Here is a 24,931-nt window from a genome sequence, read left to right on the forward strand (position 1 = left end):
GTCGCGAAGGCCCGGCGGTTCGCGCCCGCCCTCACCGCAACGGACCGATGACCGAGACGCTCGTCTCGTCGGTGCGCCCGCGCCGGCTCGGATCGTACATGTTCTGCACCAGCGCCGCAGGGTGGACGAACTCGCCCGGCGACACCGCCCGCACGATATAGGCGAAGCGCCTCGTGGCCGTGTCGCCGTCGCCCTGGTCGATAGCGGCCAGGAAGCGCTCGGCCCGGAACTCCGTATGCGCCGCCTCGCCGGTCAACTGCAGCCAGTCCAGCGCCGCCACGTCGCCGCCGCGCAGGATCGCCGGATTGTCGATCTCGAAGCCCGCCGGCAGCGGGTCGTCGACCATCAGCCGTGCCGGTCCCGAATCGAGCGGCGTCACCTCCAGCACCGTGACCAGCCGCTCGCCCTGCCTGATGGCCGACGGATCGGCCGGATCGCCGTCCAGCGTGTAATAGCGCCGGTCGATCGCATAGCCGTCCGATTGCGCCGCCGGCGCGAACTCCGGCACGCCGCGCAGGGTGATCTCGGCCCGCACCGGCTCTGCCGCGCGATTGGCGATGTCCAGCCCGCCGCTGATGTCGGCCGCCGTGAAGGCCGCCGCATACGGCCCCTCCACGTCGCGCCCGGCCACCGTCAGCTTGGGCGGACTGCGGTCGAGCAGCGCATGCGCGGCCAGAAGCGACCAGGAATCCTCCTGCGTGCTGGTAAAGCGCTGGGTCCGCCGCGCATCGTTCACCTGCCGCACCAGCCCGTCGAAGGAGACCCCGTCGATCGCCGTCTCCAGCCCCAGCGTCAGGATCGCCGCATCGTCGCGCAGCGGCGTGCCGTAATCGCCGCGCTGCGAATTGAGCAGCGGCGAGCCGATGGCGTCGTCGACCGCGGCGCGGAACACCCGCTCGGCCCGCACCCGGTCGCCATAGAGCGCCAGCGCCGCGCCGATCTGGGCCTTGGCGAGCGGCGTGCGGAAGTTCACCAGCTCGTTGTCGGCGTAATAGCGCAGGTCGCCGATCGCCGCCCGGCCGTTGCGGGCCAGCACATAGCTCGCATAGGCCACCGGCCCGAAATCCGGTGCGTCCGGCAGATAGGCGAGGCTGTTGCGCAGATTGTCGATGGCGAGGTCGAAGCCTTCCTCGGGCACATTGTAGCCGGCCTCGCGGGCCCGGGTCAGGAAGTCCGTCACATAGGCGTCGAGCCAGAGGTCGCCGTAATCGGGCCGCCACAGGCCGAAGCTGCCGCTGGACGACTGGTTGGCGAGGACCCCGGAGATGGCGCCATCGACCCGCATCTTCACATCCTCGACGCGGTCCAGGCCGGCAGCGAGGATGGTCGGTTCCAGATAGACCAGCGGCATCGCCCGGCTGGTGATCTGCTCGGTGCAGCCATAGGGATAGACGTCGAGCGCCCGCACCACACCGGCCACGTCGAACTCAGCCGCCCCGGTGACGCTCAGCGTCGCGGTGGCCGTGCCCGGCAGGAAGTCCGCGAAGAGGCTGCGGTCGAAATCGAACCGCCCGCCATTCGCCGCCAGGGTCACGGCGCTCTTGTCGACGGTCTCCGGCGCGATCGAGCGCACCGGCAGCGTGACCCGCTTCGACAGGATGTCGCCATTCGGCAGCGTCAGCGCCACCTCCAGCGTGCCGTCGCCGACCGCCGCGCCGGTCACCGGCATCAGGAAGGTCTCGCGGCGGCCCTCCACCAGATCGAAGCGCCGCGGCGCGGTGTCGTCGAAGGCGACGATCCCCTCCGCGCCCGACACCGCCAGGCTGGCCGCGCCGGTCGGCCCCTCGACATGGGTCACGTCGATGGCGATGCGCGAGCGGTCGCCCGGCGCCAGGAAGCGCGGCTGGTTGACCGCGATCACCACCGGGTCGCGCACGATCATGGAAGCATTGGCCTCGCCCACCCCGGTCTTCGACCAGGCCAGCGCCATCAGTTTCAGCGTGCCGTTGAAGTCGGGAATGTCCAGCGGCACCGCCGCGGTCCCGTCCGCACCGACCGTCACCACGCCGGAGAACAGCGCGACCAGCGCCTCCATCGGCGGCGGGCTGTCGTAGCTCGCGCCGGCGTCGCCGCCCGAGCGCACGCTGCCGGGTGCGCCCTGCATCCGGTCGATCAGCTTGGAATAGAGATCGCGGATGTCGACGCCGAGGCGCCGCTTGCCGAAATAATGCCCGCTCAGCGATGGCGGCTGGAAGCCGGTGATGTTGAGGATGCCCTCGTCCACCGCCGCCAGGGTCAGATAGGCCGTCTCGCCCGCCACGACGCCATCGACCGAAACCTCCACCGTCATCCGTTGCCGCGGCTCGGTCTTTTCCGGCGCCGCGATGGCGACCTGCAGGGCCCGTTCGCCCGGATCGACCTCGGCATGGGCCAGCCCGATTGCCCGGCCCGGCATCCGCTTCTGGTCGAGATCCATCGGCCGGTAGACGATCGCCGCGATATAGGCGCCCGGCCCCCAGTCGCGGGTGACCGGCAGTTCCACCGTGCCGCCCTCGGCAGCGATCTCGGCGGTCTGCCGGGTGATCACGCGCTCGTCCATCACCAGCACTTCGGCGGTTCCGGCAAAGCGCGGCTCGATCCGCACGACGGCCGTATCCCCGATCCGATAGCGTGGCTTGTCCAGCGACACCCGGGCCATGTCCGGCGTGTCGAGCGCGGCCGCCGCGACGTACCAGCCCGCCTCGAAGCCGGCGCTCGCCGGCACCGCGGCACCGGACGGATCGGTCAGCACCAGTTCGTATTCGCCCCATTCCACCGGCAGCGACAGGGCTGCCGGCTCTTCTGTCCCGATATCGACCGTGCCGCTGGCGACGCGCTCGGTGCTGCGGACCGGCTCATAGTTCCAGTTGCCGCCCGTCGCGTACCACTGGAAGCGGGTGTTCACCTTGTTGAGGACCCAGTCGATGCCGGCCTGCGCCATGCGCGCGCCCTCGGCGTCGATGGCGATCAGGTCGAAACCGGCCTCCGCCCCCTCGCCCACCGTCCCGTCGAAACGCGGCTTGATACCGAGACGCGGCTTGGCGCCGGCCAGCGGCAGCTCCAGCCTGCGCTCCACCGGCCGTCCGCCGGTATCGATCACCCGCACCTGCAGGGCCGCGGTCACCGGCTTGGTCGTCGCCGGCGCGGTGAACGGATCGAGCCCGATCGTCGCATCGCCCGCCTCGTCGGTCTGCCCTCCGTTGAAGGGCTGGCGCAGCGCCGTCGTCTCGTCGCCGGCCAGCCCGAAGCGATAGCCCGGATAGGCGCCGAGACGGTCGGTCGCCGTCAGCACCGCTTCGCCGCCGACCTCCAGCCCGCCAGCCGGGGCACCGAAGAGGTAGCGCGCCGCCACCGCGATCACCGGCGGCGCATCGGGGTCGAGCGTCTCGGCCTGCGTCGTCAGCTCGAAATCGATCTTCTCCGGCTCGAAATCCTCGACGATCACCGTGGTCTCGGCCAGGGCCGGCTGCTTGGGGTCGGTATGGAGGGCCACCTTCCAGACGCCGCGCATGGCGCCCGCCGGCAGGTCGAGGCCGAAGGCGAAACCGCCGGCACCCGCATCGACCACCTGCCGCCGCCGATGCTCGACGCCATCGGGCCGGGTGACGATCTGGGTCATGGTCAGGCCCTCGACCGCCGCGCCCGTGGCGTCGCGCATCGTGCCTGTGAAGAACGCCGTCTCGCCGGTGCGGTAGATGCCGCGCTCGGAGGTCAGGAACACGTCCAGCGGCCCGGCCGGCGCCCGGCCGTCCACGCCGCGATCGGTCAGGTCGAAGGGCGTCTGGGTCAGGTCGAGGAAGACGAAGTCCTCCGCCGCCCGCGCCGCCGTCAGCAGCGCCGGCCGGTCGCCACCGGTGCCGCGCAAGAGGCCCGCCGGCAGCCGCGCATGGCCGGCCGCGTCGGTCGTCGCCGTGCCGAGAACCTGGTTGTTGGCCGCCACGAGGTCGAGCGTGATCCCGGCCATCGGGTCGGCGCTGCCCAGCGAGCGCGCGAAGACGTGGAAGCCGTCCTCGCCGGCCAGGCTGGTCAGCCCGATATCGCTGACGACGAACCACTGGGTGGCGAAGCTGTCCTGGTAGCGCAGGCCATTCTTCGCCTTGGCGGTCAGCACATAGACCCCGGGCTGGATCTCCGGCACGATCTCAGACACCGGGATCGCCGTCGTCACTTCGCTGTTGGTCTCGCGCACCACGCCGACCGTGCCGGTCCACACATCCTCGCCGGTCTCGGTCGCCACCTCGGTGATCTGCCACTCGGACAATTGCTGCAACAGCCGCCCGTCGGCGATCGCCCGCGACAGCGCCCGATCGCCGATGCGCTGCAGCCGCGCCTCGATCTCGTCGGTGTTGATCGTCGTCACCGGGATCGTCGTCTCGCCGCCGGCCGGCAGCACATAGGCATTGGTGGCAAACCGCACCGAGGGGTCGCGGTCGCGCACATAGACGCTCACCTCCGCCGAGCGCGACAGGGTCTCGCCATCGACGGAGCGGATGCCGGGACGCGCGACGATGCGGTAGCGCTCGCCGTGCTTCACGCCTTCGATGCAGATCTGCGACCCGCTCGCCGTCACCGGCAGGATCTCCCCGCCCTCCACCTGCACGAAGTCGCCGGCATTCTCCGAACCGGTGAGATGGCTCGACAGCGCGTCCGAGAAATTTAGGCAGATGCGCGGGCTGGCCGCGTTGTTGTCGACGCTGTTGTCGACGATGCGGAAACCGTGCGCGGCCACCACCGCGTCGAGACTGGCGCGAACATCCGCCATCTCCGCCAGATCAAGGCTTTCGCGATAGGCCTTGATCGCCCGCTTCCAGTTCTGGGCCGCCTCGTAGGCGCGGGCCAGGGTCGCCAGCGCCGCGGCGCGTTCGTCGTCATGGCCGGCGGTCAGATAGGCGTTGATCGCGCCGGCCTCGCGCAGCCGGTTGTTGGCGGGCTGCTCGCCATATTGCTCTGGCGTGTAGGCGAGCGCCGCATTGGCGATGCCCTGCCAGGCGTAATGCGCCAGCGGCGCGCGCTTCAGCGCTTCCCGCCATGCCCGGATCGCCTGCGGATGGGTCAGTGCCGTTCGCGCAAGGCCGGCAATCTCTTGCGCACTTGCATCGCCGAACCGGATGCTGCGGTCCTCATTGGCGATTTCCAGCCGCAACTGCCTGGCATCGTCCAGCGTCGCGGCCGGCAGGAACGCCAGATCCGCCATGCGCGCCTCGACGCTGTCGGCGTCGATCCCGGCCTCGGCCACGACCTTGCCGGAAATCGCCCCGGCCACCGTCCGCAATTCGCCCACCGCCTCCTTCAGGAAGCACCAGCGGCTGTTGGTATTGAGGGTGAAGGCCTGGCAGCGGTCGTCGGCGAGACAGGTCGCGGTGCACTGGTCGAGATCGACATCCTTGAGGATGTCGTAGTCGCGGCCGAAATAATCGGCGCCCTCGGTGGTGATCACCCGGCGCCCGTCTTGCGCAAGGGAAGGCACTGTGGCCTGCCCAGAAAACAGCAATGCGACCGCCAAAACGAAGAAGAGCCTGCCGAAACCGCGCATCGAATGCTTCTCCCCGGCGGACTTCCGCCGGGTTCATCCTATGCCGAAGCGTTGGCTCGCACCAGTGGATTCCGGAGGGGCAGAACTCACTGACAACAGTCCAGATCGACCGAAGTCCTGGGCGACGGATGTCGAACCGGCGAGCCGGTCGAGGCGGAGGGAAGCAGATGCGCGGCAGCCGTTCCGGGCATCGACAGCCGGCTTGCAAACACGGTTGCAACCGATGCGCTCGCTGCGAGGTTCGTCTGGAAAGGCGTGTCGAGCCGCAGCGTCGCCGATCCGCCCAGACCCAACAAGGAGCGCCAGATGCGACTTACTCTTCTATTGGCGGCGTCGGTTTTCGCCCTCCCGCAATTCGCCTTCGCGCAGGCCGGCGCCGGTGCGAGCGAAGCCTCGGCCGAGGAGGATCGCGGGCGTAAGGGCGTCGAGATGGTCAACCATGTCTTGAAGCCGGTGCCGCTCCAGTGGAGCGAGGAGCGCATGGGCCGCTTGGCGCTTCCCGACGGCTTCACCATCGACGTCTTCGCGCGGGACGTCGAGAACGCGCGCATGATGGACGTGGCCGAGGACGGCACCCTCTACGTGACGCGTCGCAGCAATGGCGACGTGCTGATGCTGCGCGACACCGATGGCGACGGCCGGGCCGATCAGCGCCAGGTCGTGGCGCAAAAGGAAGACATGCATGGCATCGAGATCGATGGCGACACTGTCTACCTGATGACCGTGAACGACGTTTACCGGACCAGCCGGGCCGAGGACGGCACGCTTGGGGAACTCGAACTCGTGGCCGACCGCTTTCCCGAGGGCGGCCAGCATCCCAACCGGATGGTTCAGAAGGGACCGGACGGCAAGCTCTACGTATCGGTCGGATCGACCTGCAATGCCTGCGGTGAAACCAACGAGGAGAATGCGACGATCACCGTGATGAACACGGACGGATCCGATCGGCGCGTCTTCGCCTCGGGCCTGCGCAACACGATCGGTTACGGCTTCGAGCCGACCAGCGGCACGCTCTACGGCTTCGACCATGGCATCGACTGGCTGGGCGACAACGAGCAGCACGAGGAGTTCAATCGGATCGAGGACGGGCAGCGCTATGGCTGGCCCTATGTCTACGCCATGTCCCGCTTCAATCCGCAGGATACGCCGCCGGATTCGAGCTTCAGCGATTACGCCGCCAACAGCCGCGAGCCCATTGGACTTCACACCCCCCATGCGGCCCCGATGCAGATGACGTTCTATACGGGCGACGCGTTTCCGGAGGAATATCGCGGCGATGCGTTCATCGCGATGCGCGGTTCCTGGAACCGCAAGACGCCGTCCGGCTACGAAGTGCTGCGCGTCGATTTCGAGAACGGCCAGCCCGTCGGAATGAAGCCGTTCATCACCGGTTTTCTGATGGAGGACGAGGAGAGCCCGACGGGCTGGGGCCACATGGGACGCCTGTCCGGCATGGCGCAAGCGACCGATGGCACGCTCTACCTGTCGGACGATACGGGCGGGATCATCTATCGCATCTCCTACGAGGGTGATGCCGCGCCGGACCATCCCGCGCCGAGCTTCACCAATGCCGAAGCCGGGGATCTCAATCTCGGGCTCGTCGAAGGCTGACGCAGGCAGCCTCACGCGAAAGGACCCGGCGCGCCTCGCCGTGCCGGGCAGAGCCTCTCGAACAGAGGCGTTCTAGGCACCCATGCCTTCCAGCAGCGCCCGCGCCTTGCCGATCTCGTCCATGTTGATCGTATGGCCGGGCTCCGGATAGAGCACCGCGGTCACCGCCGCGCCGCGCGCTTCGTAATGCGCGACGGTCTCGCGCACCCGCACGGCCGGAATGAACGGATCGCGCTCGCTGCAGCCGATGAACACCGGCAGGCCGTCGAGCCGGCCCGTCTCCTCGCGGCCGTCCACCGAAGGCCCGATCAGGCCACCGCTGAAGCCCAGCACGGCCGCGACGCGGCCCGGATGGCGCGCGGCGAATTCCAGCGACAGGCAGGCGCCCTGCGAGAAGCCGGCGATCACCACCTTGTCCGCACCGATCCCTGCCGCGTCGAGATCGGCGAGGATCGCCGCGATCCGGTCCAGCGCGGCGCTCAGATCCGGCTCGTTGGCGTCGAGCGGCTCCATGAAGGGGCGCGGATACCACGCCCCGCCGCGGGCCTGCGGCGCCAGATAGGCGATGTCGCCGAGGCCGATCGCTCCGGCAATGCCCAGAATGTCCGCCGCCGTCGCGCCGCGCCCGTGCAGGCAGACGACGACCCGGCGGGCGCTCTCCAGCGGCGCCCCGGCATGGCCGAGATGATGGCGGGCCAGAAGCGCGTTCGAATCCTCGGGAGTCATGTCCTGTCCTTTCCCTGGCGGTCGAGCGGCTTCAGGCCGGCTTCGATCTGCGCCCGCTTGGCCTCCAGGAAGGGCGGCAGCGACAGGCTCTCGCCCAGGCTCTCCATCGGCTCGTCGACGGCAAAGCCCGGCCCGTCCGTGGCGATCTCGAAGAGCACCCCGTTCGGTTCGCGGAAATACAGCGAGCGGAAATAGTATCGCTCCACCTCGCCGCTCGACGGCACGCGGAAGCCGCGCACCCGCTCGGTCCAGGCGTGCAGTTCCTCAACGTCCGCCGCGCGGAACGCCACGTGATGCACGCCGCCCGCGCCCTGTCCGGCCGCCGGCAGCGACGGGTCCACCGCCACGTGCAGTTCGGCGGCCGGGCCGCCCTCGCCCATCTCGAACACATGCACGCTCGCACCGTCCGCCTCATAGGTGCGGACTTCGCGCATGTTCATCACCTCGGTCAGCACCGGCGCGGTGCGGGCAAGATCCGGCACCGCCATGGTGATCGGGCCGAGGCCCCGGATCTGATGCTCGGCCGGCACGCTGCTCGCATCCCAGGGATTGGCCTCGCCGGCGCCCCCGTCGTCGATCAGCCGCAGCCGCTGGCCCTCCGGGTCCTCGAAGTCGAGCGAGGCGCGACCATCCAGTTCCACGATCTCGCCGGTCGCAACACCGGCCTCGGTCAGCCGCGCATGCCAGTAGTCGAGGCTGGCGCGGCCGGCGACCCGCAGCCCGGTCCGCGAGACCGCATGGTTGCCGCGCGTCTCGGGCTGGGCCGGCCAGTCGAAGAAGGTGATGTCGGTGCCCGGCGTCGCCTTTCCGTCGGCGTAGAACAGATGATAGGCGCTGGTGTCGTCCTGGTTGACCGTCTTCTTGACCAGCCGCAGGCCCAGGACTTCCGTGTAGAAGCGGAGATTGCCGGGCGCATCGGCCGTGATGGCGGTCAGATGATGAATGCCTTTGAGGGCAAGGGTCATGGTATCGCTCCGTTGCACGAGGTCGCTTGGGGCAAGATAAGCGGCCTTGGCCTCGCAATTGGAAGGGCGCCGTTCGTGACGAATCGTTTCTCTTTGTTGAACGGCCGTCGTTCGGATGCGAACAGTGCCCCGTCGTCCACCCGGTCCTGCCGCACCGTTTTCCCTGTTCCCGGAGGCTCCCCATGCCCATGACCGACCTGGATCCCATCCTCGACGCCATCGCCGCGCGCCGGGGCACCGATTCCCGGCGCCTCATCGTTGCGCTGGCCGGGGCGCCCGGCTCCGGCAAGAGCACCATGGTCGAGCATCTGCGCGACCGGTTGAACGATGCGTCGCCGTCCGCCGCCGCGACCGGCACCGCCGCGCCGGGGATCGCCGACATCCTGCCGATGGACGGCTTCCACTATGACGACCTGGTGCTGGACGCGCGCGGTCACCGCCCCCGCAAGGGCGCACCGCACACCTTCGATGTCGACGGGCTGACCGTCACCCTCGACCGGCTGAAGGCCGATGACGGCCGCGCCGTCGCCGTGCCGGTCTTCGACCGCGCCATCGAGATCGCCCGCGCCGGCGCCCGCATCATCGCGCCCTCGGCCCGCATCATTCTCGTCGAGGGCAATTATCTGCTCCTCGACGACCCGGCCTGGGCGCCTTTGCGCCAGCGCTTCGACCTGACGGTGATGCTCGCCGTCCCCGAACCGGTGCTGCGCCGCCGGCTGAAGGAGCGCTGGCTCGGCCACGGCCTGACCACCGACGCCCTCGTCACCAAGCTCGACGGCAACGACCTGCCCAACATGCGGCTGGTGCTGGAGCGCAGCGTGCCGGCGGACCTGACGGTGGTGAACGACGGCTGAAGCCACGGGGAGACCGGCGCCCCGCCGGCCGCGGCTCAGCCGCCGGCCAGGCGCAGCGCCACATAGACCCAGCCCGCCAGGGCCGCGGCCGATATCGCAAGATAGAAGGCCCGGCAGATCCGCGGCTCGAACCAGTCCCAGTCGCGGCCCGCGCCATAGGTCGCCGCCCCGTCGACCGCCGCGAACAGGCCGAGTGCCACCAGCGCCGGGGCCCAGTTCTGGGTGATCATCGCGTCGAACACGGCGACGCGCGTCATCACGTGAAGCGCCGTCGCATCGATCCGCTCGATGGCGCCCATATAGGCCACCCACAGGGAACGACGGGCGCCCGCCAGCCAGCGAGCCAGCTTGTCCGGATCAGGGTGACGGTAATCCTCGATCGCCCCCGTCACGAGAATGAAGACGATCTCGAAGCCGGCCGCGCCGAGACCGCAGATCGCCGCGACCTCCAGTTGCAGCGGCAGCCAGCCGGAAGAAGCGATCGCGGCCAGGACGCCGAGTTCCGCAAGGCCCGAGGCCAGGCCCCAGAGACCGGCCCCGGCGACGCCCGCCTTCATCACGCGCCGCGCGAACCGCACCCGCGCCAGGAGCAGCTTGCCCGCGACGGCCAGCCCCCAGGCCGCGCCCCCGATGGCGTAATAGGCCAGATCGCCGGGCCGCACGACTGCCAGCCAGACGACGGGCCCGAGCGTCAGCACCGCGAGCACGGCCAGCGACACCCGGTGATGCAGATGCGGCGAGGCGACGATGTCTGGCTGCTGCGGACCGGTCATGGCTCCCCTTGCGTCAGATATCGCGCCATGCGGCTTCCATCTTAGGTTGAATTGCTGTAGATTGCCATCATGGGTTGATTTTGCCCAGTATAATCCCTGCCGGTTGCAGGCTCGCATCTGGCGAGCGCCCCGCGGGGACCGTTCCATCGATGCCGAATACGGGAGACCGTCATGCGGGTTGTTCTCTGTGCGCCCCCGATCATGGATCGGTTCGAGGACACGCTGGAATCCATCGCGATGGACGCCCATCGCGAATGTCCGCCCTATGGCATGTATCTCCTGCGCGCCGCCCTGCTTCAGGCCGGCCATCACGTCGATTTCGCCGATCTGATCGCGCTGGGCACCAGTTCGGTCCAGGGCTTTTCGGCCGAGATCGACCGCGCCGATCTCGTCGGCATCGGCGCCACCTCCATGTCCTGGCCGACCGCCATCGAGGTGCTGAAGCAGATCCGCCGTCGCCGGCCCGACGTCCCGGTCGTCGTCGGCGGCATTCACCCGACCATGTTCGACCAGTATGTGCTGTCGGCCTTTCCGGTCCAGTTCGTCGTGCGCGGCGAAGGCGAAGCCGCCATCGTCGCTCTGGCCAACGCGCTGGAGGGCTCCCGCGATTTCCACGAGGTCCCGAACCTCTCCTGGAAGACCGATGACGGCGTCGTCGTGCGCAACAGCATCGAGAAGCTGATCCGCAAGGACGAACTCACCGATTTCCCGGTGCCCGATTACGGCGACCTGCCCGACCGGGTCTATCAGGCCCTGTCGATCGAATCCTCGCGCGGCTGCGTCTTCGACTGCTCGTTCTGCTCGACCTCCTACCGACGCACCTGGCGCGGCATCCAGCCCGAGGAATTCGTCGACCGGCTGGAGATGATCCTGCCGCATGTGCCGCGCACCAGCGCCGGCCACATCCACATCATCGACGACGAGTTCTCGATGAACGTCAAGCGCGCCACCCGCATCGCCCAGATCATCAGCCAGCGCGGGCTCGACGCCGGCCTCGTCTACGATTCCCGCGCCAACGACATCTGCGACGAGGCCTATGTCGAGGCGATGGCGCCCCACACGGTGCAGTTCCTGGTCGGCGCCGAATGCGGCTATGACGAGGGTCTGGCGCTGATCGGCAAGGGCACCACCTGCGCCAAGCTGGAAGAGGCCGCCCGCATCCTGCGCAAATTCGGCATCGCCGACCGGGCCGACTTCTCCTTCGTCCTCGGCCTGCCCTGGGAGGGCCGCACAGAGGTCGAGCGCACCATCGCCTTCGCCACCCATCTCCACGCCACCTACGGGGTGCGCGTTCTCCTGCAATGGTACTGCCAGATCCCCGGCTCGCGCCTGTGGGACGAGGCGGCGCGCAACGGCCTCGTCACCGAGGCGATGTATGACGAGTTCGGCTTCTTCTCGAACTACTATCTGTTCCAGTCGGGCGTGAAGATCCCCACCGCCGACATCTACGCGATCTCGGACAAGGTCGCCGCGGTGCGCACCGTCTCGCAGGCCGTCTACAAGGGCCGCAACATGATCGAATATGCCTTCCCGGAGCCGGTCGCGAAGTATTTTCCGCGGATCCTCGAGACCTTCCAGCAGAATGGGCTGGCGAGCCTGCGCCAAGTCGCCGGCCCCGGATCGCAGGCGGCACGCCGCGAGATCCCGGTCGAGCCCCCGAAACCGGCCCCGCCGGGCGAACGGATCGGCATTCCCCTGCGACATTTCCACGGCGTCCACGACAAGGGAGCAGTGACATGACCGACCTGCAGAAGGGCGAAGACACCTATGTGAAGGCCCTGCAACAGATCTTCACCGACCCGGAAGTCCGCAAGGCCCTGGAGGCCGAGCCGGAAGCCACGATGGAACGGCTCGGCTTCGATCTCGACGACGAGGCGCGGGCCACCCTGCGCGCCAACGACCAGCCCGAACTCGCCGTGGCCGCCGTGCCGGCGGTCCTGGTGAGGGTCGCCACCAACGGCACCCGGCCGGCCGTCCGCGTCGCGGTCTCCAGCTCGACCTTCGCCGCCACCCGTGGCCGCGCCGCCGAGCTCGATGCCGAGCGCGACCGCAGCCGGTAGGCCGACCCAGCCATCGCTGCGCCGGCCCCACCCGCCTGCCGCCACGGGCGCCGGCACCTCCCGGAGGCGTCGGCGCAGCGACGTCAGTCGACGAGCCCCAGGATCATCCGCCGGCCGCGCCCCTCCTCAACGCGCCGCGATCACCGGGACGATGGCTGCGCCGATCTCGGCGACTGCGGCGTTGCGCGTGCTGAAATCCGCCGGCGAGTCGGACAGATAGATCGCCACGAAGACCGGCGCGCGCCCCGGCGGGGTGATCATCGCCACGAGATTGCGCGTATGGGTCTGTCCGCCGCCGGACTTGTCGACGACCTCCCAGTCCTTGGGCGTACTGGCGCGGATCAGCTTGCCGGTCACGCCGCCAAGGCGCATCCACTCGCGCAGTTGCTCGCGCGACGCCGGACGCAATCCGTCCCCGATCAGCATGTTCTCCCAGCTCGTCGCCATGGCTTTGGGGCTGGTCGTGTCGCGCGGATCGCCGGGGGCGAAGATGTTGAGATCGGGCTCGGTCCGGTCGAGCCGGGTCACCGCGTCGCCGATGCCGCGCAGGAAGGCGGTTACGGCCTGCGGACCGCCGAGCCTGGCGAGAAGCAGGTTGGCGGCGGTGTTGTCGCTCATGTCCGCCGTCGCCAGGCAGAGTTCGCCGACCGTCATCGTGCCGCCCTGGCGCGTCTCGGTCACCGGCGCGTAGCTGAGAATGTCCGCGGCCCGGATCTCCACCGGCTCGTCGAGCGCCAGTGCGCCCTGTTCGGCCTGCTCCAGCACCGCCCCGCACAGAACCGACTTGAAGGTGCTGGCCATCAGGAACCGCTCGTCTTCGCGGTGTCCCCACTGCCAGTCACTGCCGCTGTCGCGGATGAAGACGCCGATGCGGGCGTCCAGCCGCTCCTCCAGCCCCCGCACCGTCTCCGCCAGGCGCGCCGTGGCGTCCTCGGCCTGCGCCTGAGGCCCTGCCCACAGCGCGGCCACGACCACGACAGCCGAGAGGACCGATCGGCGCGACACCATCCGGCAAAAGCTCTTCATCTTCATCCCCCACGCAATAGCCGGTTGCCTCTGCAACCGTTGGAAGGGGACGATCATCTCGCGCCTCGTGTCGAAATGGAGGCGGAACGCAGCCCGCGTTGCGCCATCCACAGGCCTGCGGGTGACCCTAGAACTCGATCCCCAGCTGCGCCTTCACGCCCGAGCGGAACGGGTGCTTGATCATTTCCATCTCGGTGACGAGGTCGGCGAAGTCGATCAGCTCGTCCTTGGCGTTGCGGCCGGTGATGACGACATGCTTCATCTCCGGCTTGCCCTTCAGAAATTCGATCACCTCAGCGAGATCGAGATAGTCGTAGCGCAGGACGATGTTCAGCTCGTCGAGCAGCACCAGCTTGTGCTCGTCGTCCATGATCAGCGCCTTGGCCCGCTCCCAGGCGGCCTTCGCCGCAGCGATGTCGCGCTGCCGGTCCTGGGTCTCCCAGGTGAAGCCGTCGCCCATGGCGGTCATCGTCACCTGGTCGGGAAACTTCTCCAGCACCTTGCGCTCGCCGGTTTCCCACTTGCCCTTCACGAACTGCACGACGGCGACCTTCATGCCGTTGCCCAGCGCCCGGAAGACCAGGCCGAAGCCGGCCGTCGACTTGCCCTTGCCCTTGCCCGTATGGACGATGACGAGACCCTTCTCGATCGTCTTGGTGGCGATGATCTTGTCGCGCGCCGCCTTCTTCTTCTTCATCTTCTCGGCGTGCCGGGCGTCGAGCTCGGCGTCCGACATGCCGTCGGTGATCTTGGGTTTGTCGTTCATGTCAGGCCTCCCCTGCGGTCTGTGTCTGGTCGCCGAAGATCTTGGCGTAGAAGATGCGTTCCTCGCCCTCCGGATAGTCCGGCAGCCGGCCGAAGGGGCGATAGCCCATGGCCTCGTAGAAGCCGGGCGACTGGAACGAATAGGTGTCGACCCAGACGCCGCGCAGCGCGTCGTCGCGCGCGATCGCCTCGGCCCGTTCGACCAGCCGCCGGCCGAGCCCCGCCCCGCGATGGCGCTCGGGCACCGCTAGCACCTCGATATGCAGCCAGTTCCAGTAGATCTGGGCGATCAGCCCGCCGTCGATACCCGCCGCGTCGCTCAGCGCCAGGGTCAGAAAGCGCGGCGACATGGCAAAGTCGGTGCGCGTCGCCAGTTCCGCCAGCGGCGCCACGATGCGGCTGCGCGTCTCGTCGTCGGCCATCTCCACTTGGCGGATGTCCATGCGCGCGCCTCCTGCGGTCCGTCATCCGACACCCAGCTCCGCCCGTGCGGAGTTCGAGCGCGGTATCCATAGGCCCCGGTCGATCGCCTCGGCAAGCTTGTCGCACATCTCGCGATAGGCGTTCGCATTGTTGTCGAGCATGAAGTCCCGCACCGGCTCGTCCACCACGAAGGCCCGGTACACCGCCTCGAAATGATGGTCGCGCACCGCGCCCGTGGTCGCCGAGAAGGCGAAGAGATAGTCCACCGTCGCGGCGATCTCGAAGGCGCCCTTGTAGCCGTGGCGCATGACGCCGGCGATCCATTTCGGATTGACCACCCTGGCCCGCACCACCCGGCCGATCTCCTCGTCCAGCGTGCGCACCACCGGTCGCTCGGGCCGCGAATGGTCGTTGTGATAGACCACCGGCCGGTCGCCCGAGACCTGCTCGACCGCCGCCGTCATGCCGCCCTCGAACTGGTAGTAATCGTCGGAATCCAGGAGGTCGTGCTCGCGGTTGTCCTGGTTCTGGACGACCGCCTCGATCCGCGACAGCCGCTGTTCGAAGCCGGCCCGGTCCGCCTCGCCCGCGGCATCCGCCCCGTAGGCATAGGAGCCCCAGACGATGTAGCTCTCGGCGAGATCCGCCCGGTCGTCCCAGCCCTTCTCGTCGATCAGCGCCTGCAGTCCCGCGCCGTAGGCGCCGGGCTTGGAGCCGAAGATGCGAAAGCCCGACCGCCGCGCAGCCTCGGCCTCATCCACGCCGTCGGCCATGAGCGCCTGCCGCTCGGCTCGCATCCGCGCCGCGATCGGATTGTCCGCCGCCTCTTCCTCCAGCGCGCCGACGGCCCGGATCGCCCGGTCGAACAGCGCGATCTGGTCGGGAAAGGCGTCGCGGAAGAAGCCCGAAATGCGCAGGGTCACGTCGACCCGCGGCCGGCCGAGCTCGGCCAGCGTCACGATGGCGTAGCCGGTGACCCGCCGCGAGGCCCGGTCCCAGACCGGCCGGGCGCCGATCAGCGCCAGCGCCTGGGCGATGTCGTCGCCGCCGGTGCGCATGTTGGAGGTGCCCCAGGCGGTCAGCCCGATCGATCGCGGCCAGTCGCCCTCGTCCTGCAGATGCCGCGTCACCAGAAGCTCCGCCGAGCGACGGCCGAGATCGTAGGCCGCCTCGGTCGGCACGGCGCGGGTGTCGACCGAAAAGAAGTTACGGCCCGTCGGCAGGACATCCGGGCGCCCCCGGGTCGGTGCACCCGACGGTCCCGGTGCAACGAAACGGCCGGCAAGCCCGGCCAGAAGCCCCGCGATTTCAGCCGGGCCCGACCCCGTCACCGCCGGGGCCAGCCGCGTCTCGACCTCTGTCAGCACCGCCCACGTGGCGGTCCAGCCCGGCTCGGCGGCCGTCTCACCGGTGACGAGGCGCGCCGCCAGCCATTCGATCCGCTCCACCGTATCGCCGGCCGTGCGCCAAGCGTCGGCCGACAGCTTCTGAAGCACGTCGGGCCGCGCCCCGATCCAGCGTGCCGCCATGTCGCAATCCAGCGGATCGAAGCCCTCCGCCTCCGCGCCGTCGCTCGCCAGCAGATCCGCGGCGATCGCCCGGTGCAGCGAGCCGTCGCCCGGCGCACTGCCGCGCGGCAGCCGGGCGAGCGCCACGGTCAGATCGGTCAGCAGCCGGCCTTCCGGCGCAACGCCGAAGACATGCAGCCCGTCGCGGATCTGCATCTCCTTCAAATCGCACAGATAGGCGTCGAGCTTTTCCAGCGCCGTGTCCTCGGCCTCGCCTTCCGCGATGCCGGCATCCTGATCGAGGCCGATGTCGCGGACGAGATCGAGGATCTGCCCTTTCAGCAGCTCCAGCCGCCGCGGATCGCTGCCGGCCGCCTCGTAATATTCGTCGACCAGCGCCTCCAGGTCGCGCAGCGGCCCGTAGCTTTCGGCCCGCGTCAGCGGCGGCGTCAGATGGTCGATGATCACCGCGCTCGTGCGCCGTTTGGCCTGCGTGCCCTCGCCCGGATCGTTGACGATGAACGGATAGAGATGCGGCAGCGCCCCGAACACCGCCTCCGGGAAACAGGCCTCAGACAACGCCAGCGCCTTGCCCGGCAGCCATTCCAGATTGCCGTGCTTGCCCATGTGGATCACCGCGTCGGCGTCGTACTGGGTCCGCAGGAAGGCATAGAGCGCCAGGTAATTGTGCGGCGGCACGAGGTCCGGCGAGTGGTAGGTCTCCTTCGGGTCGATATTGTAACCGCGCGCCGGCTGGATTCCGACCAGCGTCTCGCCGAACCGTGCCAGCGGCAGGGCAAACGCGTCCCGATCGGCCAGGAAGAACGGATCGGCCTCCGGCGCGCCCCAGCGCTCCGTCACCGCCACCCGCACCGCTTCCGGCAAGCCGTCGAAGAACGCCCGATAGGCCTTCAGCGCCAGCGTCTCGCGGATCTGCCGCGCCGCCGTCCCGGCATTGGTCGGACCGGCCATCAGATGGTCGATCAGCCCGTTACCCGTCGCCGGCACGTCGGCGACGTCGTAACCCGCCGCCGCCATGGCGTTCAGAACGGTGATGGTCCCGGCTGGCGTATCCAGGCCGACGCCGTTGCCGAGCCGCCCGTCCCGATTGGGGTAGTTCGCCAAGAGGATCGCCACCCGCCGCGCTTTCGCAGGCTTCACCCGCAGCCGGCACCAGCGCGCCGCCAGTTCGGCGACGAACTCCACCCGGTCCGGCAGCGAACGATGCGCCACGATGTCCGTCTGGGTCAGCGGATCCCAGTCGCCCGCCGACTTGAAGGCGATGGCCCGGCCGAGCACCCGCCCGTCCACTTCCGGCAGGGCGACATTCATCGCCAGATCGCGCGCCGACAGTCCCTGCGACGACGTCTCCCAAGCCTCGCGCGCGCCGCTCGCCAGCACCGCCTGTAATACGACGGCCCCGCCTTCCTCCAGCACGGTCGGCACCCGCTCGCCGCCGGGCGACGAGACCGCGAAGCCGGTCAGATTGACGACGACATCCGGCGCCCGCTCGACAAACAGCGCCCGCAGGGTCTCGATCGACACCGGGTCCTTGAGGCTGGAGACATAGACCGGCAGGACGTCGAGCCCCTGCCGCGCCATCGCCGTCGCCAGCGCCTCGACCGGCTCGGTCTGGCCGCTTTGCATCAGCGCCCGGTAGAAGACGATCGCCGCCAGCGGCCGCGCCCCCGGCGCCGCCACTGTTTCGCCGGGAGCATCCGGGTGCAGCGCCGGAGCGGCAGCTCGTCGCGACGCGTCGGTTTCGACGCCCGCCAGTTCCAGCCTGCCCGCCTTCAGGAGCGGCTGCGCCTCCGGCGGCCAGTCTCCGTCCGACAGGATTGCGCCCAGCGCCTGCAGGAAATTCTCCGCATTCGCCGGCCCGCCCTCGACGAGATAGCGCCACAGCCGGTCGCGCGGCCCCTCTCCAAGCGTGTTGTAGCGGTCGAGCCCCGGGTCCGGCTTGTCGTCGCCCGGCACCACGACCAGATGGCCGCCGGTCGCCTGGGCATTGGCCAGCAGCGCGTCCAGCCCGTAGGGCCAGTAGGCTGCGCCGCCGAGAATGCGCACCACCACCAGCTTGGCGTGGCGAAGCGTTCGGGCGACATAGGCGTCGACCGACATCGGATGCTTCAGCCGCAGGAAGTTTGCCAGCCGCAGCGACGGAGCAGCCGCGCCCAGCCGTCCGGCTGCACCGGCCAGGCCGGCGATCTCCGTATCGGCTGCCGACAGCACGACGATGTCGGCCGGCGTCTGGCCGAGATCGACCGCCTCGCCGCCATCGTCGATCGTGCCTTTCTGGGCAAGGAGGAGATGCACGAGGCTGCGCCCTACTCCGCCGCCGCCTGCGCCGCTCCGTCGGTCAGGGCGCGGATGGTCGCCCGGATCGTCCCGCAGGTCGCCGCGTCCAGCCCGTCATGCAGGCCGATGACGACCAGCCGCGTGGCGCGGGTCTCGCCCGGCTTCCAGGGCCGGTCGAAATAGGTCTCGATGCGCTGGCCGACGGCCTGCACGACCAGCCGCATCGGCTTGCCCGGCACATCGGCAAAGCCCTTCAGCCGCAGGATGTCGTGGCCGGCGATGACCGCCGACAGCCCGTCCGCGAACGCCTTCGGATCGGCGACCTGCCCGGCCTCCACGACGAAGCTCTCGAACTCGTCATGGTCGTGATCGTGGCCCTCGCCTTCATGGTGAAGCTCGTGATGCGACTTGCGATCCGCGATCAGGTCTTCGGTCCCGGCGGACAGGCCCAGCAGCACGTCGGTCGGCAGCACGCCGCCTTCCGCCGTGACGATCTTCACGGCCTCGGCGCACTGGCTGCCGATCTCGCCGCGCACCCGTTCCAGCGTCGCCGCGTCGACGAGGTCGGCCTTGTTCAGGACGATCAGGTCGGCCGCGCGGATCTGGTCCTCGAACAGCTCTTCCAGCGGATTGTCGTGGTCGAGGCTCTCGTCGGCGGCCCGCGCCGCGGCGACCTTGGCCTCGTCGTCGGCAAAGCGTCCGGCGGCGACCGCCGCGGTGTCGATGACCGTCACCACGCCGTCCACCGTCACCCGCGTTTTGACCTCGGGCCAGTTGAACGCCGCGACCAGCGGCTGCGGCAGCGCCAGCCCCGAGGTCTCGATGACGATGTGATCCGGCAGCCGGTCGCGGGCGAGCAGCTTGGTCATGGTCGGGATGAAGTCGTCGGCGACGGTGCAGCAGATGCAGCCATTGGTCAGCTCGACCACGTCGTCCTCGGTGCAGGTCTCGATGCCGCAACCGGTCAGGATGTCGCCATCGACGCCCAAATCGCCGAACTCGTTGATGATCAGGGCGATCTTCCGGCCGCCGGCATTCTGCAGCATGTTGCGGATCAGCGTCGTCTTGCCCGCGCCGAGAAAGCCGGTGACGACGGTGGCTGGTATCTTCTGCAAGGCTTCAACCTTTCAGGGTGAGCGGCAGGCCGGCGGCGACGAAGATCGCCTCGTCGCACACGGCCGCGATCAGTTGGTGGAGACGCCCGGCGTGGTCGCGGAAGCGCCGCGCCATGGCATTTTCGGGGACGATCGACAGGCCGACCTCGTTGGAGACGAAGACGATCAGCCCCGGCGGCCGGCCCGTCAGGCAGGCCACGAGCCGGTCGGCCTCCGCGTCGACGTCGCGTTCCGCGAGCATCAAATTCGACACCCAGAGCGTCAGGCAGTCGACCAGCAGCGCCCGGTCCGGCGCCGCCTCGCTTTCGATGGTCGCGACGAGATCGAGCGGCGCCTCGACGGTGCGCCACGGCGCCGGCCGACGCGCTTTGTGCGCGTCGATCCGGGCGGTCATTTCGGCGTCGAAGGCCTGCCCCGTCGCGATGTAGACGGGGGCACGGCCGCTCTCGCCGACGCGGCGCTCGGCGAAGGCGCTCTTGCCAGAGCGCGCGCCGCCGAGAACGAGGACGAGGCGGTCGGTCGCGCCGGCCTCAGCCGGCAAAACCGGCGATCGCCAGGAGCTGCTCGCCGAGGATCATCGCCCCGGCACCGGCGACGACGCCGCCCGACACCCGCAGGCCGAAATTCTCGCGGGCGGCCAGGCCGCTGCCGAGAAGCCGCACGGCGATGAAGCCGGCGGAGACCGCGACGACATACTGGATGGCCGCGAAGCCGATCAGATAGGCGGCGACGGCGCTCGATTCCGAACCGACCACCGCTTCGCCATAGGCATAGCCGTGGAACAGGCCGGCGACGGCAAAGAGCGAACCGATCGCCAGCATGCCGTAGGAGCGGCCGGACAAAGCGAGGATGCCGATGCCGGCGACCGACAGGGCGACGACGAACTCGGCGGCCGGCAGGTCGAAGGCCATCAGGTGCAGCAGCGTGCCGGCGACGGTGGCGCCGATGAACAGCAGCGGCGCGGCGAAGCGATGCGCGGTCAGCGCGGCGAGCAGGCCGACACCGATGATGAAGGCCAGATGGTCGAGGCCGATGACCGGATGGGCAAGACCCGACAACAGGCCCTCGCCCATGCTCTGCGGCGCCATGCCACCAGCCGGGTGGTGGGCGAAGGCCGCGGTCGGAATCAGGGACAGCAGCGCCGTGACGGCGAAACGATTGCGGAAAGGCATGAAGACAACTCCCGTGTCCTGTTGGAACGGACGCGGATAGTCCCAAAAAACCGGCGTTTCCCCGAAACTCCGCGGCACGACGGCCGCCGGATCGAAACACAGGTCCTGAAGGAACATCCCGTCCCGTAGACGTCGCACGTGGATGGCAGGTCTCCTGGCTCGCGGGTCGTCGGTCTTCGCCTGGCCTTCCCGGAGACATCTCCAGTGGCTTTTCGCCGGTCTCGCCTGGCCTGACGGCCCGACGCATCCCGGTGGTGAAGACCTCGCCGCTCTACAGTCGCGGGGTCGGCTGCGATATGGACCCCCTGTTTGGGTCGGCCCGTCGCATTCCCTCTTCGCCCCTGCCGCGTGGCAGCGGGGGAACCATCCTTCGACGGACCCGGCGCAAGCGTCGAATCCGTTCGTCTCGCAGACTAGCGATCGGCCGGCGCGACGCAAGCCAATTCGCCGCACGGGCGGGCGCTGCGTGCCGTGCGCGGCCCGAACGCAAAAGGCCCGGCCGCAGTCTCCTGCAGCCGGGCCTCGATGCATGTCAGGCGCTCGGTTCAGCGCGCCGCCGACTGCTCGCAGGCTTCCACATGCTTGGCCAGCGCCTCGTTGGAGAGGATCGCGCTGATCGTGCGGATGTCGCGGTTCTGGAACTTCGGCGTCTTCTGCAGCTCCTTGAGCCGCTCGAGCATGGTCACTCGGCTCATCGTGTTCTCCTTCTTGCCGGTTCCGCGACGGGGATCCCGCCGCGGGTTGGGGCGGGCGCCGTCAGGCGGCCCGCACGCTCGCGGTCACGGGAATCTCGATGTCGACCTCGAGGGTCGAGACCTGTTCGCCGCGATCCATCTTCACGATCACCTTCTCGCGGTCGACATGGACGTGCCGTGCGATCACCGCGAGAATCTCCTCGCGCAGGAGCCCGACGAGATCGGAATGGCCGACCGTCGCGCGCTCGTGGGCGAGCAGGACCTGCAGGCGCTCGCGCGCCATCGGCGCCGAGCTCTGCTTGCTGAAGAAACTGAAAAGGCTCATGCCGCTCTCCGTCCGAAGATCTTGCCGAACAGGCCGCGCTTCTCCCCCGGGATCACCATGGGAACGGTCTCGCCGGCCAGGCGGCGCGCGGCGTCGGTGTAGGCCAGCGCCGGTGCGCTGCGGGCGTCGCCCAGCGTGACCGGCGTGCCGAGGTTGGACGCGCGCAGCACGTCCATCGATTCGGGAATGATGCCGAGGAGCGGGATCGACAGGATCTCCAGCACGTCCTCGACCTTCAGCATGTCGCCGCGCTCGGCCCGGTTCGGGTCGTAGCGGGTCAGAAGCAGGTGCTTCTCCATGCGCTCGCCGCGCTCGGCCTTGGCGGTCTTGGCGTCCAGCAGACCGATGATCCGGTCCGAATCGCGCACCGAGGAGACTTCCGGGTTGGTCACGACGACGGCGACGTCCGCATGGCGCATCGCCAGGGTCGCGCCGCGCTCGATGCCGGCGGGGCTGTCGCAGATGATCCAGTCGAAGCTCTCGCGCAGCTCGTTCATGACGATCTCGACGCCTTCCGACGTGAGATTGTCCTTGTCGCGGGTCTGCGAGGCCGGCAGCAGGAACAAAGTCTCCAGCCGCTTGTCGCGGATCAGCGCCTGCGGCAGCTTGGCGTCGCCCTGCACCACGTTGATCAGGTCGTAGACCACCCGGCGCTCGGCGCCCATGACCAGGTCGAGATTGCGCAGGCCGACGTCGAAATCGACCACGACGGTCTTCTCGCCCCGCTGCGCCAGCGCGGCGCCGAGCGCTGCCGTGGAGGTCGTCTTGCCGACGCCTCCCTTGCCCGAGGTCACCACGATTACTTTTGCCATCTCGTTCTCCTGTATGCTGGTCGGCCGCCGGCTAGACCAGGATTTCCGTCTTCAGCGTGTCGCCGTCGAGCCAGACCTGCACGGCCTGCCCGCGATGCGCCGGATTCATGTCGTCGGCCATCTTGTAGAGGCCGTCGATCGCCAGAAGCTCGGCCTCGAGCTTGCGGCAGAAGATGCGGGCCGAGGCGTTGCCGACCGAACCGGCCATCGCCCGGCCCCTGAGGGTGCCGTAGACGTGGATCGAGCCGCCTGCGACGATCTCCGAACCGGACGCGACGGAGCCGAGAATGGTCACGTCGCCTTCCGGGAAGATCACCGACTGGCCCGAGCGCACCGGCTCGTGGATGATGATCGACGGCATTGCCCGGACCGGCTGCGGCTCGGGCCGTGGGGCCGGCGCTTCGGCCTTCGTGGCAGTGCTGGCCGGCGCGCTCGCGGGAGCCGGCGCAGCCGGTGCCTCGAAATCGTCGGCCGGACGTCCGCCCTTCATCGCCGGCGGCATGCCGAAGCCGAGCAGCGAGGCGCGCGCGCCCTCGATGCCCATGATCCGGACACTGCGCTCGCCGAGTTCGCCGATCAGTTCCTTCAGCTGCGCCTGGTCGATGTCCAGGCCCTCGACGTCGAGAACGATGGGACGGCCGAGGAAGAAGCCGGTCGAACGGGCGGCCAGATCGTCGAGGCGAGCCAGCCAGCTGTCGAACGGCAGCTCGGGGGACAGCACCAGCGCGAGGAAGGAGCGGCCCTTGAGACGGATCGGACGGGTGTCTGTTAGCGCTTTGGTCATCTGCGTTAATTTTCGGTTGCTGGGCGATCTAATCGGACGTCGGTTAACCGGAGATTAAGCCTCAAAGCCTGCGCCGGGCTGACGCGAAAGCGGCGATTTGCCCTGTCGGGATACGGCCTTGGCGGGGCTATGACGTCCTTGTGGCCTTGCGATGGCAGCCGCTTTCGGCCATGACGCCGGGGCAGGGTCGGCCCTCGAGACCGGGGGAGCTGCGGCCGCAGACACGGGGACTTGCCATGATCACCGGACGGATGTTCGCCACGCTCGCAGGGGCCCTCGGCCTGTTCGCCGGGCTCGCCGCCCCAAGCCTCGCCCAGGAGCCGATCACCCTCGGCGAGATGAACAGCTACACCACCCTGCCCGCCTTCACCGGCCCCTACCGCAAGGGCTGGGAACTGGCGCTGGAAGAGATCAACGCCGCCGGCGGCATCGACGGCCGGCCGGTCGCGGTCGTCAGTCGCGACGACAATGGCAAGCCCGCCGACGCCATCCGCATCGCCGAGGAATTCGTCGCTTCCGACGACGTCGCGGTCGTGTGGGGCGGCTTCTTCTCCAATGTCGGCCTCGCCCTCACCGACTTCGCCAAGCAGCGCCAGGTGCCGTATCTGGCCACCGAGCCGCTGGCCGACGCCATCGTCTGGTCGCAGGGCAACCGCTACACCTTCCGCCTGCGCCCCTCGACGGCGATGCAGGCCGCGATGCTGGCCGAAGAGGCCGCCAAGCTCGACGCCACCCGCTGGGCGACCATCGCGCCGAACTACGCCTATGGCACCGATGCCGTCACCGCCTTCAAGGCCGAGCTGAAGAAGCGCAAGCCCGACGTCGAGTTCGTCGGCGAGCAGTGGCCGCCCCAGGGCAAGCTCGACGCCGGCCCCACCGTGCGCGCCCTCGAAGCCATGAAGCCCGACGCGATCTTCAACGTCACCTTCGGCGCCGACCTCGCCAAATTCGTCCGAGAGGGCGACATTCGCGGCCTGTTCGACGGCCGCGAGGTCGCCTCGCTCCTGTCCGGCGAGCCAGAATATCTCGAGCCGCTGGGCGCCGAGGCCCCCGAAGGCTGGATCGTCACCGGCTACCCCTGGTACGATATCGACACGCCGGAGCATGACGCCTTCCGCACCGCCTACGAGGCGAAATACGGCGAGCATCCCTATGCCGGCTCGCTGGTCGGCTATAACGGGATGAAGGCCCTCGCCGCCGCCCTGACGAAGGCCGGCGGCGCCACCGACGCCGACTCGCTGATTGCCGCCTTCGAGGGCCTCGAGGTTCCCGACGCCCCGTCCGGCCCCTTCACCTTCCGCGAGGCCGACCACCAGTCCACCCTGGGCGCCTGGGTCGGTCGCACGGCGGTGCGCGATGGCCAGGGCGTCATGGTCGACTGGCGCTATGCCGACGGCGCCGATTATCTGCCGTCGCCCGAGGACGCCCGCAAGCTTCGCCCCGCCGAATAGGCCGGCCGCACAGGCAGCGCACAGACGCCGGCGCGCGGTGACCCCTCCGGTCGCCG

Annotated in this window: 20 protein-coding genes and 1 riboswitch; of the genes, 5 read left to right on the top strand and 15 right to left on the bottom strand. The window is 69.1% G+C overall.

Features of this window, described 5'->3' with window-relative positions:
* Positions 1 to 31 precede the first annotated feature (31 nt).
* A complete protein-coding gene (locus ACEQX1_RS07610; RefSeq protein WP_370196679.1) occupies positions 32 to 5,416 on the bottom strand; it encodes an alpha-2-macroglobulin family protein in 5,385 nt (1,794 codons plus the stop codon).
* Positions 5,417 to 5,818: 402 nt separating this feature from the next.
* Between ACEQX1_RS07610 and ACEQX1_RS07615 the strand changes: the two genes are divergently transcribed.
* Positions 5,819 to 7,123, top strand: a complete 1,305-nt coding sequence (locus ACEQX1_RS07615; protein WP_370193352.1) for a sorbosone dehydrogenase family protein — start codon at positions 5,819 to 5,821, stop codon at positions 7,121 to 7,123.
* A gap of 72 nt (positions 7,124 to 7,195) precedes the next feature.
* Here the strand turns inward: ACEQX1_RS07615 and ACEQX1_RS07620 are convergent, their stop codons facing one another.
* Both ACEQX1_RS07620 and ACEQX1_RS07625 read right to left on the bottom strand, forming a co-directional pair.
* Positions 7,196 to 7,849, bottom strand: coding sequence for an alpha/beta hydrolase (locus tag ACEQX1_RS07620; RefSeq protein WP_370193353.1), 654 nt, complete (start codon positions 7,847 to 7,849; stop codon positions 7,196 to 7,198).
* Complete coding sequence (locus ACEQX1_RS07625; RefSeq protein ID WP_370193354.1) at positions 7,846 to 8,814, bottom strand: ring-cleaving dioxygenase; 969 nt, start codon at positions 8,812 to 8,814, stop codon at positions 7,846 to 7,848. The genes ACEQX1_RS07620 and ACEQX1_RS07625 overlap by 4 nt, the downstream gene beginning before the upstream one ends.
* Before the next feature lie 182 nt (positions 8,815 to 8,996).
* Here ACEQX1_RS07625 and ACEQX1_RS07630 point away from each other — a divergent pair, with 182 nt between their 5' ends.
* Positions 8,997 to 9,668, top strand: a complete 672-nt coding sequence (locus tag ACEQX1_RS07630) for a nucleoside triphosphate hydrolase (RefSeq protein ID WP_370193355.1) — start codon at positions 8,997 to 8,999, stop codon at positions 9,666 to 9,668.
* A 35-nt stretch (positions 9,669 to 9,703) separates the two neighbouring features.
* On the opposite strand, the gene ACEQX1_RS07635 is transcribed toward ACEQX1_RS07630, so the two are convergent.
* Positions 9,704 to 10,441 carry a hypothetical protein gene (locus ACEQX1_RS07635; protein WP_370193356.1) on the bottom strand — a complete coding sequence of 246 codons (738 nt, stop codon included), beginning with the start codon at positions 10,439 to 10,441 and terminating at the stop codon, positions 9,704 to 9,706.
* 171 nt (positions 10,442 to 10,612) lie between these two features.
* On the opposite strand from ACEQX1_RS07635, the gene ACEQX1_RS07640 reads away from it, so the two are divergent.
* Positions 10,613 to 12,181: a radical SAM protein gene (locus tag ACEQX1_RS07640; RefSeq protein ID WP_370193357.1), complete on the top strand. Its 1,569-nt coding sequence runs from the start codon at positions 10,613 to 10,615 to the stop codon at positions 12,179 to 12,181.
* Entirely contained in the window at positions 12,178 to 12,501 is a 324-nt protein-coding gene (locus ACEQX1_RS07645; protein WP_024348765.1) for a hypothetical protein, read from the top strand. Before ACEQX1_RS07640 ends, ACEQX1_RS07645 begins: the two co-directional genes overlap by 4 nt.
* 126 nt (positions 12,502 to 12,627) lie before the next feature.
* Here ACEQX1_RS07645 and bla read toward each other — a convergent pair whose 3' ends face one another.
* From bla to minC, 11 genes are all read right to left on the bottom strand, one after another.
* Positions 12,628 to 13,527, bottom strand: coding sequence for a class A beta-lactamase (bla, locus tag ACEQX1_RS07650; protein ID WP_370193358.1), 900 nt, complete (start codon positions 13,525 to 13,527; stop codon positions 12,628 to 12,630).
* Positions 13,528 to 13,654: 127 nt separating this feature from the next.
* Positions 13,655 to 14,293, bottom strand: coding sequence for a cob(I)yrinic acid a,c-diamide adenosyltransferase (gene cobO / locus ACEQX1_RS07655; protein ID WP_009208866.1), 639 nt, complete (start codon positions 14,291 to 14,293; stop codon positions 13,655 to 13,657).
* Position 14,294: 1 nt separating this feature from the next.
* Entirely contained in the window at positions 14,295 to 14,735 is a 441-nt protein-coding gene (locus ACEQX1_RS07660; protein ID WP_370193359.1) for a GNAT family N-acetyltransferase, read from the bottom strand.
* A gap of 21 nt (positions 14,736 to 14,756) precedes the next feature.
* Entirely contained in the window at positions 14,757 to 18,539 is a 3,783-nt protein-coding gene (cobN, locus tag ACEQX1_RS07665; protein WP_370196680.1) for a cobaltochelatase subunit CobN, read from the bottom strand.
* Positions 18,540 to 18,550: 11 nt separating this feature from the next.
* Positions 18,551 to 19,636, bottom strand: coding sequence for a cobalamin biosynthesis protein CobW (cobW, locus tag ACEQX1_RS07670; RefSeq protein ID WP_370196681.1), 1,086 nt, complete (start codon positions 19,634 to 19,636; stop codon positions 18,551 to 18,553).
* 4 nt (positions 19,637 to 19,640) lie between these two features.
* A complete protein-coding gene (gene cobU, locus ACEQX1_RS07675) occupies positions 19,641 to 20,177 on the bottom strand; it encodes a bifunctional adenosylcobinamide kinase/adenosylcobinamide-phosphate guanylyltransferase (RefSeq protein WP_228238943.1) in 537 nt (178 codons plus the stop codon).
* Positions 20,167 to 20,808, bottom strand: coding sequence for a HupE/UreJ family protein (locus ACEQX1_RS07680; protein WP_370193594.1), 642 nt, complete (start codon positions 20,806 to 20,808; stop codon positions 20,167 to 20,169). The genes cobU and ACEQX1_RS07680 overlap by 11 nt, the downstream gene beginning before the upstream one ends.
* 126 nt (positions 20,809 to 20,934) lie before the next feature.
* Positions 20,935 to 21,191, bottom strand: a riboswitch (cobalamin riboswitch).
* A 162-nt stretch (positions 21,192 to 21,353) separates the two neighbouring features.
* On the bottom strand, positions 21,354 to 21,503 hold the full coding sequence (locus ACEQX1_RS07685) for a hypothetical protein (RefSeq protein ID WP_169513611.1): 150 nt from the start codon (positions 21,501 to 21,503) through the stop codon (positions 21,354 to 21,356).
* A 61-nt stretch (positions 21,504 to 21,564) separates the two neighbouring features.
* On the bottom strand, positions 21,565 to 21,828 hold the full coding sequence (minE, locus tag ACEQX1_RS07690; protein ID WP_024348772.1) for a cell division topological specificity factor MinE: 264 nt from the start codon (positions 21,826 to 21,828) through the stop codon (positions 21,565 to 21,567).
* A complete protein-coding gene (gene minD, locus ACEQX1_RS07695; RefSeq protein ID WP_370196682.1) occupies positions 21,825 to 22,640 on the bottom strand; it encodes a septum site-determining protein MinD in 816 nt (271 codons plus the stop codon). Before minD ends, minE begins: the two co-directional genes overlap by 4 nt.
* 31 nt (positions 22,641 to 22,671) lie before the next feature.
* Positions 22,672 to 23,424 carry a septum site-determining protein MinC gene (gene minC, locus ACEQX1_RS07700; protein ID WP_187392500.1) on the bottom strand — a complete coding sequence of 251 codons (753 nt, stop codon included), beginning with the start codon at positions 23,422 to 23,424 and terminating at the stop codon, positions 22,672 to 22,674.
* A 236-nt stretch (positions 23,425 to 23,660) separates the two neighbouring features.
* On the opposite strand from minC, the gene ACEQX1_RS07705 reads away from it, so the two are divergent.
* Positions 23,661 to 24,875, top strand: coding sequence for an ABC transporter substrate-binding protein (locus ACEQX1_RS07705; RefSeq protein WP_370196683.1), 1,215 nt, complete (start codon positions 23,661 to 23,663; stop codon positions 24,873 to 24,875).
* Positions 24,876 to 24,931: the final 56 nt, after the last annotated feature.

Origin of the sequence: Aurantimonas sp. (genome assembly GCF_964217435.1) — a bacterium.
Classification (GTDB): Bacteria; Pseudomonadota; Alphaproteobacteria; order Rhizobiales; family Rhizobiaceae; genus Aurantimonas; species Aurantimonas coralicida.

Coding starts and splice junctions, on each gene's coding strand:
- cobO (WP_009208866.1), bottom strand. CDS start 14,293: ATGAACGACAAACCCAAGATCACCGACGGCATGTCGGACGCCGAGCTC.
- ACEQX1_RS07660 (WP_370193359.1), bottom strand. CDS start 14,735: ATGGACATCCGCCAAGTGGAGATGGCCGACGACGAGACGCGCAGCCGC.
- ACEQX1_RS07625 (WP_370193354.1), bottom strand. CDS start 8,814: ATGACCCTTGCCCTCAAAGGCATTCATCATCTGACCGCCATCACGGCC.
- ACEQX1_RS07615 (WP_370193352.1), top strand. CDS start 5,819: ATGCGACTTACTCTTCTATTGGCGGCGTCGGTTTTCGCCCTCCCGCAA.
- minC (WP_187392500.1), bottom strand. CDS start 23,424: ATGACCAAAGCGCTAACAGACACCCGTCCGATCCGTCTCAAGGGCCGC.
- minD (WP_370196682.1), bottom strand. CDS start 22,640: ATGGCAAAAGTAATCGTGGTGACCTCGGGCAAGGGAGGCGTCGGCAAG.
- ACEQX1_RS07705 (WP_370196683.1), top strand. CDS start 23,661: ATGATCACCGGACGGATGTTCGCCACGCTCGCAGGGGCCCTCGGCCTG.
- ACEQX1_RS07645 (WP_024348765.1), top strand. CDS start 12,178: ATGACCGACCTGCAGAAGGGCGAAGACACCTATGTGAAGGCCCTGCAA.
- ACEQX1_RS07680 (WP_370193594.1), bottom strand. CDS start 20,808: ATGCCTTTCCGCAATCGTTTCGCCGTCACGGCGCTGCTGTCCCTGATT.
- bla (WP_370193358.1), bottom strand. CDS start 13,527: ATGAAGAGCTTTTGCCGGATGGTGTCGCGCCGATCGGTCCTCTCGGCT.
- ACEQX1_RS07685 (WP_169513611.1), bottom strand. CDS start 21,503: ATGAGCCGAGTGACCATGCTCGAGCGGCTCAAGGAGCTGCAGAAGACG.
- ACEQX1_RS07635 (WP_370193356.1), bottom strand. CDS start 10,441: ATGACCGGTCCGCAGCAGCCAGACATCGTCGCCTCGCCGCATCTGCAT.
- ACEQX1_RS07630 (WP_370193355.1), top strand. CDS start 8,997: ATGCCCATGACCGACCTGGATCCCATCCTCGACGCCATCGCCGCGCGC.
- ACEQX1_RS07620 (WP_370193353.1), bottom strand. CDS start 7,849: ATGACTCCCGAGGATTCGAACGCGCTTCTGGCCCGCCATCATCTCGGC.
- ACEQX1_RS07640 (WP_370193357.1), top strand. CDS start 10,613: ATGCGGGTTGTTCTCTGTGCGCCCCCGATCATGGATCGGTTCGAGGAC.
- minE (WP_024348772.1), bottom strand. CDS start 21,828: ATGAGCCTTTTCAGTTTCTTCAGCAAGCAGAGCTCGGCGCCGATGGCG.